The sequence below is a fragment of the Streptomyces sp. ASQP_92 genome, assembly GCF_025399895.1.
In the GTDB taxonomy this organism is placed as follows: domain Bacteria; phylum Actinomycetota; class Actinomycetes; order Streptomycetales; family Streptomycetaceae; genus Streptomyces.
Genome location: NZ_JAODUA010000005.1, coordinates 52,319 through 67,293 on the forward strand (window position 1 = coordinate 52,319; position 14,975 = coordinate 67,293).

Genomic DNA, 14,975 nt, shown 5'->3' on the forward strand with positions numbered 1-14,975 from the left:
AGTCGGCGGCCGGAAGGCGATGACAGGGTGTGATGTTCTTCGCGGCCGAACCGACTCAAAAGCGACAATCAACCCTGGAACCGGTACTCCTCAAGAAGTCGGCGCCCAATGATCATTTTCTGGATCTCGGCGGTACCTTCACCGATGAGCAGCATCGGCGCCTCGCGGTACAGGCGCTCGATCTCGTACTCCTTGGAGAAGCCGTAACCGCCGTGAATGCGGAACGCGTCTTCCACCACCTCCTTGCAGTACTCGGAGGCGAGGTACTTCGCCATCCCTGCTTCGAGGTCGTTTCGTTCCCCGGAGTCCTTTTTGCGTGCTGCGTTCACCATCATCGCATGCGCGGCTTCGACCTTGGTAGCCATTTCGGCGAGCTTGAACTGGATCGCCTGGTGCTGGGCGATCGGCTTGCCGAAGGTGTGCCTCTGCTGGGCGTAGGAGACACCCAGCTCGAACGCACGCTGGGCGACTCCGCAGCCACGCGCCGCGACGTTGACGCGGCCGACCTCGACGCCGTCCATCATTTGGTAAAACCCTCGGCCGGTGACCCCGCCGAGCACGCGATTGGCCGGAATTCGCAGACCGTCCATGATGAGTTCGGTCGTGTCTACGCCCTTGTATCCCATTTTGTCGATCTTGCCGGGAATGGTCAGTCCCGGGCGGACCTCGCCGAAGCCCGGCTCCTTCTCCACGAGGAAGGTCGTCATCGACTTGTGGGGCGCGGTGCCCTCCGGGTGTCCTTCGTCACTCCGGCACAGAACGGCGACCAGTGAGGACGTTCCGCCGTTGGTCAGCCACATCTTCTGGCCGTTCAGGACGTACTCGTCGCCGTCCTTGACGCCCTTGGACGTGATCGCCGACACATCCGAGCCGAGCGCCGGCTCCGACATCGAGAACGCTCCGCGCACCTCGCCGAGCGCCATCCGCGGCAGGAAGGTGTCCTTCTGCTCCTGGGTGCCGTGCTGCTTGAGCATGTACGCCACGATGAAGTGCGTGTTGATGATGCCAGAGACCGACATCCAGCCACGCGCTATCTCCTCGACGCACAGCGCGTAGGTGAGCAGCGACTCACCGAGGCCGCCGTACTCCTCCGGGATCATCAGGCCGAACAGGCCCAACTCCTTGAGCCCCTCGACGATCTGCGTCGGGTACTCGTCCTTGTGCTCCAGCTGGGTCGCGACAGGAATGATCTCCTTGTCGACGAAGTCCCGTACGGTGGACAGGATTTCCTGCTGGACGTCGGTCAGACCGGCGGTCTGCGCGAGACGGGCCATGGCTACTTCTCCGTCTTCTGGGCGGGCTTCTTGGCGGGCTCGACGAGCACCGGCCGGCCGGGCTGTTCGCCGCCGCGCTCCTTGATGTACGTCTCGGTCGGCACCATCACCTTGCGGCGGAAGACGCAGACCAGGGTGCCGTCCTGCTTGTAGCCCTTGGTCTCGACGTAGACGATCCCGCGGTCGTTCTTCGACTTGGAGGGCGTCTTGTCGAGGACCGTCGTCTCGCCGTAGATCGTGTCGCCGTGGAAGGTCGGCGCCACGTGCCGCAGCGACTCGATCTCCAGGTTGGCGATCGCCTTGCCGGACACGTCCGGCACGCTCATGCCGAGGAGCAGCGAGTAGATGTAGTTGCCCACGACGACGTTCTTGCCGAAGTCGGTCGTGTTCTCGGCGTAGTTGACGTCCATGTGGAGCGGGTGGTGGTTCATCGTGAGCAGACAGAAGAGGTGGTCGTCGTACTCGGTGACCGTCTTTCCGGGCCAGTGCTTGTAGACGGCGCCGACTTCGAACTCTTCATAGGTGCGGCCGAACTGCATGGTCCTCACGCCTCCGGGATCTCGAACTTGGACGTGCGCCGCATACCGGCCGCCCGGCCCTTGCCGGAGATGACCAGGGCCATCTTGCGGCTCGCCTCGTCGATCATCTCGTCGCCGAGCATCGCGGAACCCTTCTTGCCGCCCGCCTCGGAGGTGCAGTAGTCGTACGCGTCCAGGATCAGCTCGGCGTGGTCGAAGTCCTCCTGCGACGGCGAGAAGATCTCGTTCGACGCCTCGACCTGACCGGGGTGCAGCACCCACTTGCCGTCGAAGCCCAGCGCCGCGGCCCGCTTGGCCACCTCGCGGTAGCCGTCCACGTTGCGGATCTGGAGGTAGGGGCCGTCGATCGCCTGGAGGTCGTTGGCGCGCGCCGCCATCAGGATCTTCATCAGGATGTAGTGGTACGCGTCCGCGCCGTACCCGGGCGGCTGCTCGCCCACGACCAGGGACTTCATGTTGATGGACGCCATGAAGTCGGCCGGGCCGAAGATGATGGTCTCGGTGCGGGGCGAGGCCTCCGCGATCGCGTTGACGTTGTTCAGGCCGCGGGCGTTCTCGATCTGCGCCTCGATGCCGATCTTGCCGACCTCGAAGCCCATCGTCTTCTCGATCTGGGTGAGCAGCAGGTCGAGGGCGACGACCTGGTCGGCGCTCTGCACCTTCGGCAGCATGATGCAGTCCAGGTTCTCGCCCGCACCCTCGACCACGGTCACGACGTCGCGGTAGGTCCACTCGGTCGTCCAGTCGTTGACCCGCACGACCCGCGTCTTGCCCGTCCAGTCGCCCTCGTTGAGGAACTTGACGATGGTGTGCCGGGCCTCGGGCTTGGCCAGCGGGGCGCAGGCGTCCTCCAGGTCGAGGAAGACCTGGTCGGCCGGCAGGCCCTGGGCCTTCTCCAGGAAGCGGGGGTTCGAACCCGGGACCGCGAGGCAGGAACGACGCGGGCGGAGCCGGTTGACAGGGCTGACGGGGGTGCTCATGCGGGGACCTCCAACGGGTCGAGCTTGTTCGCTTTCCGGATCTCGTCGACGATACGGCCGATGATCTCCGTGATACCGAAGTCCTTAGGGGTGAAAACGGCGGCCACACCCGCCTTGCGCAGCTCCGCGGCGTCCGCGGGCGGGATGATCCCGCCGGCGATCACCGGGATGTCGGCCGCGCCCGCCTCGCGCAGCCGCACCAGGACGTCCGGGACGAGTTCGGCGTGCGAGCCGGACAGGATGGACAGGCCCACGCAGTGCACGTCCTCGGCGAGGGCGGCGCTCACGATCTGCTCCGGGGTGAGCCGGATGCCCTGGTAGACCACCTCGAAGCCGGCGTCCCGCGCGCGCACCGCGATCTGCTCGGCGCCGTTGGAGTGGCCGTCCAGGCCCGGCTTGCCGACAAGGAGGCGAAGCCGTCCGGAGCCCAGGTCCTCGGCCGTGCGGGCCACCTTCTCGCGGACGACGGCCAGCGGCGTGCCCTCCTCGGCGGTGACCGCCACCGGCGCGGAGGAGACACCCGTGGGCGCCCGGAACTCGCCGAACACCTCACGCAGCGCCTGGGACCACTCGCCGGTGGTCACCCCGGAGCGCACACACTCCAGGGTCGCCTCCATCAGATTGCCGGTGCCCTCGGCCGCCTGCTTCAGCTTCTCCAGCGCCTTGCACGGGCGCGGGTGGTTGAACGGCGGCTGGTAGCGGGTGTCACGCCAGTTCTTGAGCGAGGCGACGACGCGGGCCTCGACGGCCGGGTCGACCGTCATGATCGCCCCGTCCAGATCGGCGGTGAGCGGGCTCGGCTCGGTCGCCTGGTAGCAGTTGACGCCGACGATCTTCTCCTCGCCGCTCTCGATCCGGGCCCGGCGCTCGGCGTGCGAGGAGACGAGCTGCGACTTCAGGTAGCCCGACTCGACGGCGGCCAGCGCCCCGCCCATCTCCTCGATCCGCCCGATCTCGGCCAGGCACTCCTCGACCAGGGCCTCGACCTTGGCCTCGATGACGTGCGAGCCCTCGAAGATGTCCTCGTACTCCAGCAGGTCGCTCTCGTGCGCCAGCACCTGCTGGATGCGCAGCGACCACTGCTGGTCCCAGGGGCGCGGAAGGCCCAACGCCTCGTTCCAGGCGGGGAGTTGGACCGCCCGGGCCCGTGCGTCCTTCGACAGCGTCACGGCCAGCATCTCAAGGACGATCCGCTGGACGTTGTTCTCCGGCTGCGCCTCGGTCAGGCCGAGCGAGTTGACCTGGACGCCGTAGCGGAAGCGGCGCTGCTTGGCGTCCTCGATCCCGTACCGCTCCCGCGTGATCTTGTCCCAGATGCGGCCGAAGGCGCGCATCTTGCACATCTCCTCGATGAAGCGGACGCCCGCGTTCACGAAGAAGGAGATGCGGGCGACGACATCGCCCTTGCGGTCCTCGGGGATCTGCCCGGAGGCGAACACCGAGTCCAGGACGGCGATCGCGGTGGACATCGCGTACGCGATCTCCTGGACCGGCGTGGCTCCCGCCTCTTGGAGGTGGTAGCTACAGATGTTGATCGGGTTCCACTTGGGGATGTTGTTAACGGTGTAACAGATCATGTCTGTTGTCAGCCGCAGCGAAGGGCCCGGCGGGAAGACATGCGTCCCGCGCGAGAGGTACTCCTTCACGATGTCGTTCTGGGTGGTGCCCTGGAGCTTGGTGATGTCCGCGCCCTGCTCCTCGGCGACCACCTGGTACATGGCGAGCAGCCACATCGCGGTGGCGTTGATCGTCATCGAGGTGTTCATCTGTTCCAGGGGGATGTCCTGGAACAGCCGCCTCATGTCACCGAGATGGGAGACCGGGACCCCGACCCGGCCCACCTCGCCGCGGGCGAGGATGTGGTCGGGGTCGTATCCGGTCTGCGTCGGAAGGTCGAACGCGACCGACAGACCCGTCTGCCCCTTGGCCAGGTTGTTGCGGTACAGCTCGTTGGACGCTTCGGCGGTCGAGTGGCCGGCGTACGTCCGCATGAGCCACGGCCGATCCTTCTGACGCTCTGTCATGGAACTTCCCGGCTCAGACGTTGCGGAAGCGGTTGATGGCGTCGAGGTGCTTCTCGCGCAGCTCGGGGTCGCTGACGCCGAGGCCCTCGCGCGGGGAGAGGGCGAGCACGCCGACCTTGCCCTGGTGCAGGTTGCGGTGCACGTCGTACGCGGCCTGGCCGGTGTCCTCCAGGGAGTACACCTTGGAAAGCGTCGGGTGGATCTTGCCCTTGGCGATGAGGCGGTTGGCCTCCCACGCCTCGCGGTAGTTGGCGAAGTGCGAGCCGATGATGCGCTTCAGGGACATCCACAGGTAGCGGTTGTCGTACTCGTGCATGTAGCCCGAGGTCGAGGCGCAGGTGGTGATGGTGCCGCCCTTGCGGGTGACGTAGACGCTCGCGCCGAAGGTCTCGCGGCCGGGGTGCTCGAAGACGATGTCGATGTCCTCGCCGCCGGTGAACTCGCGGATGCGCTTGCCGAAGCGCTTCCACTCCTTGGGGTCCTGGGTCCGCTCGTCCTTCCAGAACTTGTAGCCCTCGGCGTTGCGGTCGATGACCGCCTCCGCGCCCATGGCACGGCAGATGTCCGCCTTCTCGGGGCTGGAGACGACACAGATCGGGTTGGCGCCGCCCGCGAGCGCGAACTGGGTGGCGTAGGAGCCGAGGCCGCCGCTGGCGCCCCAGATCAGGACGTTGTCGCCCTGCTTCATGCCGGCGCCGTTGCGGGAGACGAGCTGGCGGTAGGCGGTCGAGTTGACCAGGCCGGGAGCCGCCGCCTCCTCCCAGCTCAGGTGCTTGGGCTTGGGCATGAGCTGGTTGGACTTGACGAGCGCGATCTCGGCGAGGCCGCCGAAGTTGGTCTCGAAGCCCCAGATGCGCTGCTCGGGGTCGAGCATCGTGTCGTTGTGGCCGTCGGAGCTCTCCAGCTCGACCGACAGGCAGTGCGCCACGACCTCGTCGCCGGGGTTCCAGGCGTTGACGCCCGGGCCGGTGCGCAGCACGACGCCCGCGAGGTCGGAGCCGATGATGTGGTACGGCAGGTCGTGCCGCTTGGTGAGCTCGCTGAGCCGGCCGTAGCGCTCCAGGAAGCTGAAGGTGGACACGGGCTCGAAGATCGAGGTCCACACCGAGTTGTAGTTGACCGAGGAGGCCATGACGGCCACCAGGGCCTCGCCCGGGCCGAGTTCGGGGATCGGCACCTCGTCCAGGTGGATCGACTTGCGGGGGTCCTTGTCGCGGGTGCTGAGCCCGGCGAACATCTCCGTCTCGTCCTTGTGCACGGTGATCGCGCGGTACGAGTCGGGGAGCGGCAGAGCGGCGAAGTCGGCGGAGGTGGACTCCGGCGACTGGATCGCGTCCAGGATTTCCTTCACGGTGTTGCCTCCGTCGAAGCGCCCCTGAGGGGCGTTGAGGGTCTTCGGGGGTGGTGCTGTGGAGGTGTGCCGTCGGTTCGGCGGGGTGGTGCGAGTACGGCAGCGCCGGTGGGGCGCGGGAGGGTTGCCTGTGACGCAGGCGTCCGGGCGCACTCGCCGGTGAGGGCTTGTGGGGACAGTCGGCGTACGGGGTGTTTCCCGGGGCGCCGACCGCCCGGACAACATCAACGTATGGCACCCAGTGCCAAGTGACAAGTCACTGCGTGCCAAGAGTTTCTCTCAAGTGAAAAATGGCCCGCGCAGATGAGCGATGATCGATCGTTGCAGGTCAGGAGCGTCGCCGGGGACGCGAATGGCCGCGTCCCCCGAGCGGGGGACGCGGCCATCGGTCGTGCTGCGGGTGCTACCGGGACTTGAGGGCCTGCTTGATGCTCTGCATGATCTCGTCGAGCGGCGCGTCCGTACGGGCCACCGCGACCAGGACCTCCTCGCTGGTCGACACGGAGGCCGCGGCGGGCCCCGGCGCGGCCGTGCGGCCCGCTCCTATGCCCGAGCCGAAGGTCTCCCGGACGATCGCGAAGGCGTGGTCGAGCTGCGCCTCCACATCGCCCTGGCCGCCGGCCCGCAGCCAGCGCCGCAGGACGTGGTTGTGGGCGGTGACGACCGCGGACGCGGCGACCTCGGCGAGCAGTGGATCGTCGTTCCCCGGCTGGTGGTCGTGCTCGTCGAAGTGGCCGAGCAGATAGCGGGTGAACAGGCGCTCGTAGCGGGCGACCGAGGCGATCTCGGCCTCGCGCAGCGTCGGCACCTCACGGGTCAGCTTGTAGCGGGCCACGGACACCGAGGGGGAGCCCGCGTACATCTTCATGACCTCTTTGATGCCCCGGCACACGGTGTCGAGCGGGTGCTCGTGCGGCGGCGCGGCGTTCAGGACCGCCTCGGCGCGCACCAGGGTGTCGTCGTGATCGGGGAAGATCGCCTCTTCCTTGGAGCGGAAGTGGCGGAAGAAGGTCCGTCGGGCGACACCGGCCTGGGCCGCGATCTCGTCGACGGTGGTGGCCTCGTACCCCTTCGCGGAGAACAGGTCCATCGCCGCGGCCGCCAGCTCCCGGCGCATCTTGAGCCGCTGGGCGGCCGCCCGGCTGCCCGCGGCGCTCTCCGGGGCGTCGGGCACGGCGTTCGTACGGGAGGACCTGGTTGGCTGGGGCATGGACCGAACGTACTGCATAGCCGCGGGAAGTCGCGCCCACGGGGGCGAGCTGCCCGGAGGTTGCAGCAGCCCACCCCACCCGGCGTCCGGATCAGCGCCGGGCATACTCGCGGAATCCGCGGCCCGTCTTGCGGCCCAGGCAGCCCGCCGCGACGAGGTGTTCGAGCAGCGGCGCCGGGGCCAGGCCCGGGTCGCGGAACTCGGCGTGCAGCACCTTCTCGATGGCCAGCGAGACGTCCAGACCGACCACGTCGAGGAGTTCGAAGGGGCCCATCGGGTAGCCGCCGCCGAGCTTCATCGCGGCGTCGATGTCGTCCAGGGTCGCGTAGTGCTCCTGGACCATCTTGATCGCGTTGTTGAGGTACGGGAAGAGCAGCGCGTTGACGATGAAACCGGCCCGGTCGCCGCAGTCCACCGGGTGCTTGCGGATCTTCGCGGTGACCTCGCGGACCGTGGCGTGCACCTCGTCGGAGGTGAGCACGGTACGGACCACCTCGACGAGCTTCATCGCGGGGGCCGGGTTGAAGAAGTGCATGCCGATGACGTCCTGCGGGCGCGAGGTGGCGCGGGCGCAGGCGACGACGGGCAGCGAGGAGGTGGTGGTGGCGAGCACCGCGCCCGGCTCGCAGATCTTGTCCAGGGACGCGAAGAGCTGCTGCTTGACCTCCAGGTCCTCGGCGACCGCCTCCACGGCGAGGTCCACCTCGGCGAAGGCCTCCAGAGCGCCCGCCGCCGTGATGCGGTTCAGCGTCTCCTCGCGCGCCTCGGCGGTGAGCCGGCCCTTGTCCACCGAGCGCGAAAGGGACTTGGCGATACGGGACTTGGCGGTCTCCGCCTTCTCCAGGCTGCGGGCCGCGAGCACGACGGAGTAGCCGGCCTTGGCGAAGACCTCCGCGATGCCGGAGGCCATGGTGCCCGAGCCCGCCACGCCGACCGAGCGGATCTCGCGCCCGCCGCCCGCGCCCGCGATGGTGTCCGGGGTCTGGGCGTCGGCCACCACGACCGCGCTGCCCTCGCCCTCGTAGGTGTAGAAGCCGCGGCCCCGCTTGCGGCCGGTCAGGCCGGCCTCGGCGAGCTGGCCGAGGATGGGGGCGGGGGCGTGCAGGCGGTCCTGGGAGGAGGAGTACATCGCCTCCAGGACGGTGCGGGCGGTGTCGATGCCGATCAGGTCGAGCAGTTCGAGCGGGCCCATCGGCAGCCCGCAGCCCAGCTTCATCGCGGCGTCGATGTCCTCGCGCGAGGCGTACTTGGACTCGTACATCGCTGCGGCCTGGTTGAGGTAGCCGAACAGCAGCCCGTCGGCGACGAAGCCGGGGCGGTCGCCGACCGCGACGGGCTCCTTGCCGAGGTCCAGGGCGAGCGCGGTCACCGCGTCGACGGCCGGGGGAGCGGTCAGCACCGACGAGACGATCTCGACCAGCTTCATCGCGGGTGCCGGGTTGAAGAAGTGCAGGCCGATCACGCGCTCGGGGTGGGCGGAGTCGGCGGCGAGGCGGGTCACCGACAGGGCGTTGGTGCCGGTGGCCAGGATCGCGGTGGGCGCGACGATGGCGTCGAGGGCCTGGAAGACCTGGTGCTTGAGCTCGTACGACTCGGGCACGACCTCGATGACGAGCTCGGCCTCGGCCGCGGCCTGGAGGTCGGTGAAGGTACGGAACCGGGCGAGGATGTCGCCGCGCTCCTGCGGGGTGATCCGCTCGCGGGCCACCGCGCGGGCGGTGGAGGCCTCCAAGGAGGCCACGGCCTGGCGGCCGGCGCGCTCGCTGATGTCGATGCCGATGACCTCGCGGCCGGCGCGGGCCAGGACCTCGGCGATGCCGGTGCCCATCGTGCCGAGACCGACCACGGCGACAGTGTTCAGGGGGACGTCCATCACGGGACTCCAGGGATGAGTGACGACTGAGAGAGGGCGCACGCGACCGGCATCGAAGGGCGTTCGGATACGCCAACGGGCGTACGGCGTGCGGGAGTTGAGTCGTGGTACCAAAGGCCGACGGCCCTGTCCCGGGGCGCGTCGTACAGAAAAGCCGAACCGACGAACACTCGCGGTGGCTGCGTCACCAGGCCACCGGAGTCGCGGGGGTTACCCGCTCACCTGAGGTTAACCGGCGAGTAACGAGCGCGCCAGCCCTCCGCCGTATCCGGCCGATGTGATCTGGCTCGCCCCGGCCCCCTCCCGGAACCGGCGCGAGCGCGGAGCCGGCGGCCCGTGTGGTGAGGTCACCCGCCCCGGGGATTTCCTCCGTGCACCGGCGTGAGGAGGCGAAGGTCAATAGGGTCTGGGGCATGGACGAGGAGTTACGGTCCCTCCTGGACCGGGTGCGGGGCGAGACCGGGGGATCACCGGCGTACGAGCGGCTGATCGCCACCGTCGACCACGGCGAGCTGGCGGCGGTGCTCGTCGAGCCCGAACGCCCGCTCTGGGCGCGGGAGATCGCGGCGTTCCGGCTCGGTGTCGCGGGGGACCGGCGGGCTTTCGAGGCGCTGATCCTGCTGCTCAACCACCGCGATCCGGAACGCTGTGTCACCGCCGCGTACGCCCTGGCCAGACTGGGCGACCCGCGGACCGCGCGCGCCGCCGCGGCGCTTGCCACCAACGAGCTGCGCACGGCCTATGCCCTGCACCCGGTCCGGCTGCTCACCGCGCTGCGCGCCCCCGAGTCCGTACCCGCCCTGATCAAGACGCTGCGGCCGCTGCTCTCACCGCACAGCCCGTACTGGCGGGTGGCCCAGGCCTGCATCGAAGGGCTGGGCGAGCTCGGCGACCGGCAGGCCGTCGAGGTGCTGACCGAAGCCCTGGCCCACCCGCGCCTCGCGCGGTCGGCCGCCTGGGCGCTGCGCCGGATCGGGGCGGGCCGGGGGCGGGGCTAGGCCTGCTCCTCCGTGGGCCCGGTCACCGCGAACGCCTCTATCTCCACCAGGAGTTCGGGCCGGAACAGGGCGCTGACCTGGACCGCGGAGCTGGCGGGCAGCTGGTCGGGGCCGATCACGGCGTCGCGGGCCGCGCGGATGGCGGGCAGGTGGGCCACGTCGGTGGTGAAGTAGGTCAGCTTCACCACGTCGTCGAACGTGGCGCCGGCGGCGGCGAGGCAGCGGCGCAGGTTCTCGAAGACCTGGTCGGCCTGGGCCCGCGCGTCTCCCTCGCCGACGACCTTGCCGTCCTCGTCGAGGGCGCACTGACCGGAGACGGCCACGAACCGGCCGGTGCCCCAGACCACATGGCTGTAGCCCTGGCCGGGAGCGATGCCTTCGGGCGCGGAGATACGAGTCGGTGACGTCATGCCGCCATCCTCGCGCACGCCGCTGACAACCGGCCCGCGCCCCGGGCTCCCGAGCGGTCGGCGGCCGGGCTCAGAGCAGGGTGAGCTGCGTCGGTTCGGGTTCGGCGGGCTCCGGCGCGGCCGGGATCCGGCGGGCGGCGCCGCGGTGTGCCGGGCCGATGCCGAACTCCGTGGCCAGCTCGTGCACTTGGCCGGTGATCCGGCGCTGGTACCACTTCGGCGCGTACGCCCCCTCCGCGTAGAGCCGTTCGTAGCGCCGCACCAGATGGGGGTGGTGCTCCCCCAGCCAGGTCATGAACCACTCGCGCGCGCCGGGCCGCAGATGCAGCACGAGCGGGGTCACCGAGGTGGCGCCGGAGGCGGCGATGGCGCGGACGGTGGCGCGCAGCTGGTCGGGATGGTCCCCGAGGAAGGGGATCACCGGGGCCATCAGGACCCCGCAGCCGATGCCGTGTTCGGTCAGGGTGCGCACGACGTCGAGCCGGCGGTCGGGGGAGGGGGTGCCCGGCTCGACCGTGCGCCACAGCTCCCGGTCGACGAAGCCCACCGAGACCGAGATGCCGACCTCCGTCACCGCGGCCGCCTGCTTGAGCAGCTCCAGATCGCGCAGGATGAGCGTGCCCTTGGTCAGGATGGAGAACGGGTTGGCGTGGTCGCGCAGGGCCTCGATGATGCCCGGCATCAGCCGGTAGCGGCCCTCCGCGCGCTGATAGCAGTCGACATTGGTGCCCATCGCGATGTGCGATCCCTGCCAGCGGCGCGAGGCCAGATGCCCCCGCAGCAGCTCCGGCGCGTTCACCTTCACCACGATCTGCGAGTCGAAGCCGAGCCCGGTGTCGAGGCCGAGATAGCTGTGCGTCTTGCGGGCGAAGCAGTACACGCAGGCGTGCGAGCACCCCCGGTAGGGGTTGACGGTCCATTCGAACGGCATGCGGGAGGCGCCCGGCACCCGGTTGACGATGGAGCGCGCCCGCACCTCGTGGAAGGTGATCCCGCGGAACTCCGGGGTGTCGAAGGTCCGGGTGGTCACCGCGTCCGCGGCGAACAGCGCGGCCGCGCGGGCCGGGCCGGCCGAGGCGTCGTCGTCGGCGAGATTCTCCCAGCGCATGCACGCACTCCTTCGCTCCCGTGGGCCTTGTCGTTCACTCCCACCCCTGAATAGAACACTTGTTCCCTTCTTGATCGCAACCCGGATTGTGACGGCGGAGGGGGAGGTGGTTGGCTTGGCCCACCCCGAAAACCCCGGAAACACACGTGCTGGAGGAAGAGCCATGGCGCAGGTCGAGGCCACGACGGAGCGGATCATCGCGGCGGATCCGGAGACCGTGTTCGACACGCTCGCCGACTACAAGAACGGCCGCCCGAAGCTCCTGCCGGAGCACTTCAGCGAGTACGAGGTCCGCGAGGGCGGCGACGGCGAGGGCACCCTCGTCCACTGGAAGCTCCAGGCCACCAGCAAGCGGGTGCGCGACTGTCTCCTGGAGGTCACCGAGCCCACCGACGGACAGCTCGTCGAGAAGGACCGCAACTCCTCCATGGTCACCACCTGGACGGTCACGCCCGCGGGCGAGGGCCGCTCCAAGGTCGTCGTCAGCACCGTGTGGAACGGCGCCGGAGGCATCGGCGGATTCTTCGAAAGGACCTTCGCTCCCAAGGGGCTTGGCCGCATCTACGACGCGATGCTCGCCAAGCTCGCCGCCGAGGTCGAGAAGTAGCCCTCGGCACCCTCTCGTACGGTCACCGGTTCGGGTGGACTTCCGTTCCGGCCGGTTGTGCGCCGTAGGTGCTCCCGCCAGCGCTTAAGCCCCCGGCGCACGCCTGTCGCTCCACCCGCCCCGCTTGCCCCGCTTGTCGCCCAATGCGAGAAATGCCTCGGCGCAAGGGCGACGAGGGGAGAGTTACGTGGGCGGGATCACTCTGGTGAAGGACGAGCGGGCCCCCGGGCCCGCTCCGGCTCCGGCGGAGCCGCCACCGGACCAACTCCCGCCGCCGCAGGCCCCGTTGGATCCCCGCCGGGTGCGCATGATCTTCCTCGGTCTGATGCTCACCCTGCTGCTCGCGGCGCTCGACCAGATGATCGTCGCGACCGCGCTGCCCAAGATCGTCGGCGATCTGCACGGTCTGGACAAGGTCTCCTGGGCCGTCACCGCCTATCTGCTCGCCTCCACCATCGGGCTGCCGATCTACGGCAAGCTCGGCGACCTGTTCGGGCGCAAGCCCGTCTTCCAGTTCGCGATCCTCGTCTTCGTCGTGGGCTCGGCGCTGGCCGGCTGGTCGCACACGATGGACCAGCTCATCGCCTTCCGGGCGATGCAGGGCATCGGTGGCGGCGGACTCATGATCGGCGTCCAGGCGATCATCGCGGACATCGTGCCGCCGCGGCAGCGCGGCCGGTTCATGGGCCTGATCGGCGCCGTCTTCGGGCTCGCCTCGGTGGCCGGACCCCTGCTGGGCGGTTTCTTCACCGACCACGCCTCCTGGCGCTGGTGCTTCTACATCAACGTGCCCTTCGGCCTGGTCACCCTCGCCGTCATCACCGTCGTACTGAAGCTCCCCAGGCCCCGCGTCCGGCCGCGCCTGGACGTGCTCGGCATGCTGCTGCTCGCGGCGGCCTCGACCTGCCTGGTCCTGCTGACCAGTTGGGGCGGCACCGAGTACGCGTGGGGCTCACGGACCATCCTGGGTCTGGCCGCGGGCGCCGCCGGAACGACCCTGCTGTTCCTGGTCGTCGAGCACCACGCCGCCGAACCCGTCATCCCGCTGCGGCTGTTCCGCGACTCGATCTTCACCATCTCCGGGCTCGTCGGCGCGGTCATCGGCGTCGCCCTGTTCGGCGCCGCCAGCTATCTGCCGACCTTCCTCCAGATGGTCGACGGAGCCAGCGCCACCGAGTCCGGGCTGCTCGTCCTGCCCATGATGGGCGGCATCGTCGGCGCCTCGATCGTCTCCGGCCAGCTCATCAGCCGCACCGGCCACTACCGGATCTACCCGATCCTCGGCGGCGCGGTCTCCGCCGTCGGCATGTGGCTGCTCTCCCGGCTCGGCACCGACACCCCGCGCCTGGACTACAGCATCTGGATGGCCGTGCTCGGCACCGGCATCGGCCTGGTCATGCCGGTCCTGATCCTGGCCGTGCAGAACGCCGTGGACCCCGCCGACCTCGGCACCGCCACCAGCGCCAACAACTACTTCCGGCAGATCGGGGGCAGCGTCGGCGCCGCGGTCTTCGGCACCCTGTTCACCAACCGCCTCGCCCACGCCCTCACCGAACGGCTCCCGACCGGAGCCCGGCTGCCGGACCCCGAGTCGATCACCCCGCAACTCGTCCACGCCATGCCGCCCGAACTGCGCGACGGCTACATCCGGGCGTACGCCGACGCCATGCCCCGGGTCTTCCTCTACCTCGTGCCGGTGCTCGTGCTCGGCTTCGTCCTCGCCTTCTTCCTCAAGGAGAAACCGCTGGTGTCCCAGAACGCCCCCACCGCCGAGAGCTCCCCCGTGGCCGACACCGCGCCCCTGCCCCACGCCCGCACCGCCCCAACGCCCGCCTACACGAGCGGTGTTCCGGTCTGCGGCACCGTGCAGCACCACGACGGGACCATCGTGCCGCGCGCCGCCCTCACCCTCGTCGACGTACGCGGTCAGCAGGTCGGCCGCGGGGCCAGCGGCGCGGACGGGCGGTACGCGCTGAGCGTGCCCGGCGCCGGTTCCTACGTCCTGATCGCGGCGGCCGGGGGCCATCAGCCGCAGGCCGTCGCCGTCACCGTCGGCGAACGCCCGGTCGACCTCGACGTGGTGCTCGGCGGCGCCGGACGCCTCGCCGGCACCGTCGTCACCGCCGACGGCAGCCCGGTCCGGGACGCCGCCGTCACCCTCACCGACGTACGCGGCGAAGTCGTCGCCTCCACCCGCAGCGGGCGCGAAGGGGCCTATGTGATCGGCGAGTTGGTGGCGGGCGAGTACACCCTGGCCGCCAGCGCTCCGGCCTTCCGCCCGGCCGCGGTGCCGGTGAGCGTGCAGTCCTCCCGGGAGACCCGCCAGGACATCGAGCTGGCGGGCGGCGCGGTGCTGCGCGGCACGGTCCGCGCGGGCGGCGGCCGCCCCGTCGAGGACGCCCGGGTGACCCTGCTCGACGCCGCGGGCAATGTGGTGGACACCCTCACCACCGGCCCCGACGGCACCTTCCGCTTCGTCGACTTGTCGTCGGGCGAGTACACGGTGATCGCCGCGGGGTACCCGCCGGTGGCCACGGTGTTGCAGGTGGCGGGCGGGGGGAGGACGGAGCGGGACCTTCAACTCGGGCACGAGGACTGACC

General features: G+C 69.7%; 12 protein-coding genes. 3 read left to right on the top strand and 9 right to left on the bottom strand.

Annotated features, from left to right (window positions below; all coding sequences use genetic code 11):
• Nucleotides 1-68 precede the first annotated feature (68 nt).
• The 7 genes from N4G70_RS14215 to N4G70_RS14245 form a co-directional block, all read right to left on the bottom strand.
• Entirely contained in the window at nucleotides 69-1,274 is a 1,206-nt protein-coding gene (locus N4G70_RS14215) for an acyl-CoA dehydrogenase family protein (RefSeq protein WP_261712984.1), read from the bottom strand.
• 2 nt (nucleotides 1,275-1,276) lie between these two features.
• Nucleotides 1,277-1,813 (bottom strand): MaoC family dehydratase, encoded by a 537-nt coding sequence (locus tag N4G70_RS14220; protein ID WP_261713288.1) that lies wholly within the window; start codon nucleotides 1,811-1,813, stop codon nucleotides 1,277-1,279.
• Nucleotides 1,814-1,818: 5 nt separating this feature from the next.
• Nucleotides 1,819-2,793, bottom strand: a complete 975-nt coding sequence (locus tag N4G70_RS14225) for a CoA ester lyase (protein ID WP_261712985.1) — start codon at nucleotides 2,791-2,793, stop codon at nucleotides 1,819-1,821.
• Nucleotides 2,790-4,817 carry a protein meaA gene (locus tag N4G70_RS14230; RefSeq protein ID WP_261712986.1) on the bottom strand — a complete coding sequence of 676 codons (2,028 nt, stop codon included), beginning with the start codon at nucleotides 4,815-4,817 and terminating at the stop codon, nucleotides 2,790-2,792. Before N4G70_RS14230 ends, N4G70_RS14225 begins: the two co-directional genes overlap by 4 nt.
• Nucleotides 4,818-4,830: 13 nt before the next feature.
• Nucleotides 4,831-6,168 carry a crotonyl-CoA carboxylase/reductase gene (ccrA, locus tag N4G70_RS14235; RefSeq protein WP_261712987.1) on the bottom strand — a complete coding sequence of 446 codons (1,338 nt, stop codon included), beginning with the start codon at nucleotides 6,166-6,168 and terminating at the stop codon, nucleotides 4,831-4,833.
• A gap of 403 nt (nucleotides 6,169-6,571) precedes the next feature.
• A complete protein-coding gene (locus N4G70_RS14240) occupies nucleotides 6,572-7,378 on the bottom strand; it encodes a TetR family transcriptional regulator (protein WP_388721852.1) in 807 nt (268 codons plus the stop codon).
• Between the two features lie 91 nt (nucleotides 7,379-7,469).
• Nucleotides 7,470-9,251 carry a 3-hydroxyacyl-CoA dehydrogenase family protein gene (locus tag N4G70_RS14245; protein WP_261712989.1) on the bottom strand — a complete coding sequence of 594 codons (1,782 nt, stop codon included), beginning with the start codon at nucleotides 9,249-9,251 and terminating at the stop codon, nucleotides 7,470-7,472.
• A gap of 413 nt (nucleotides 9,252-9,664) precedes the next feature.
• Here N4G70_RS14245 and N4G70_RS14250 point away from each other — a divergent pair, with 413 nt between their 5' ends.
• Nucleotides 9,665-10,249 carry an adenylosuccinate lyase gene (locus N4G70_RS14250; RefSeq protein ID WP_261712990.1) on the top strand — a complete coding sequence of 195 codons (585 nt, stop codon included), beginning with the start codon at nucleotides 9,665-9,667 and terminating at the stop codon, nucleotides 10,247-10,249.
• Here N4G70_RS14250 and N4G70_RS14255 read toward each other — a convergent pair.
• Complete coding sequence (locus N4G70_RS14255; RefSeq protein ID WP_261712991.1) at nucleotides 10,246-10,659, bottom strand: RidA family protein; 414 nt, start codon at nucleotides 10,657-10,659, stop codon at nucleotides 10,246-10,248. The genes N4G70_RS14250 and N4G70_RS14255 overlap by 4 nt on opposite strands.
• A gap of 70 nt (nucleotides 10,660-10,729) precedes the next feature.
• Complete coding sequence (locus N4G70_RS14260; protein ID WP_261712992.1) at nucleotides 10,730-11,767, bottom strand: Rv2578c family radical SAM protein; 1,038 nt, start codon at nucleotides 11,765-11,767, stop codon at nucleotides 10,730-10,732.
• A gap of 163 nt (nucleotides 11,768-11,930) precedes the next feature.
• Here N4G70_RS14260 and N4G70_RS14265 point away from each other — a divergent pair, with 163 nt between their 5' ends.
• Together N4G70_RS14265 and N4G70_RS14270 are read left to right on the top strand one after the other, a co-directional pair.
• Nucleotides 11,931-12,374, top strand: a complete 444-nt coding sequence (locus N4G70_RS14265; protein WP_261712993.1) for an SRPBCC family protein — start codon at nucleotides 11,931-11,933, stop codon at nucleotides 12,372-12,374.
• 187 nt (nucleotides 12,375-12,561) lie between these two features.
• The gene (locus N4G70_RS14270) at nucleotides 12,562-14,973 is read left to right on the top strand and encodes an MFS transporter (RefSeq protein ID WP_261712994.1); all 2,412 of its coding nucleotides are present in this window, start codon (nucleotides 12,562-12,564) and stop codon (nucleotides 14,971-14,973) included.
• Nucleotides 14,974-14,975 lie beyond the last annotated feature (2 nt).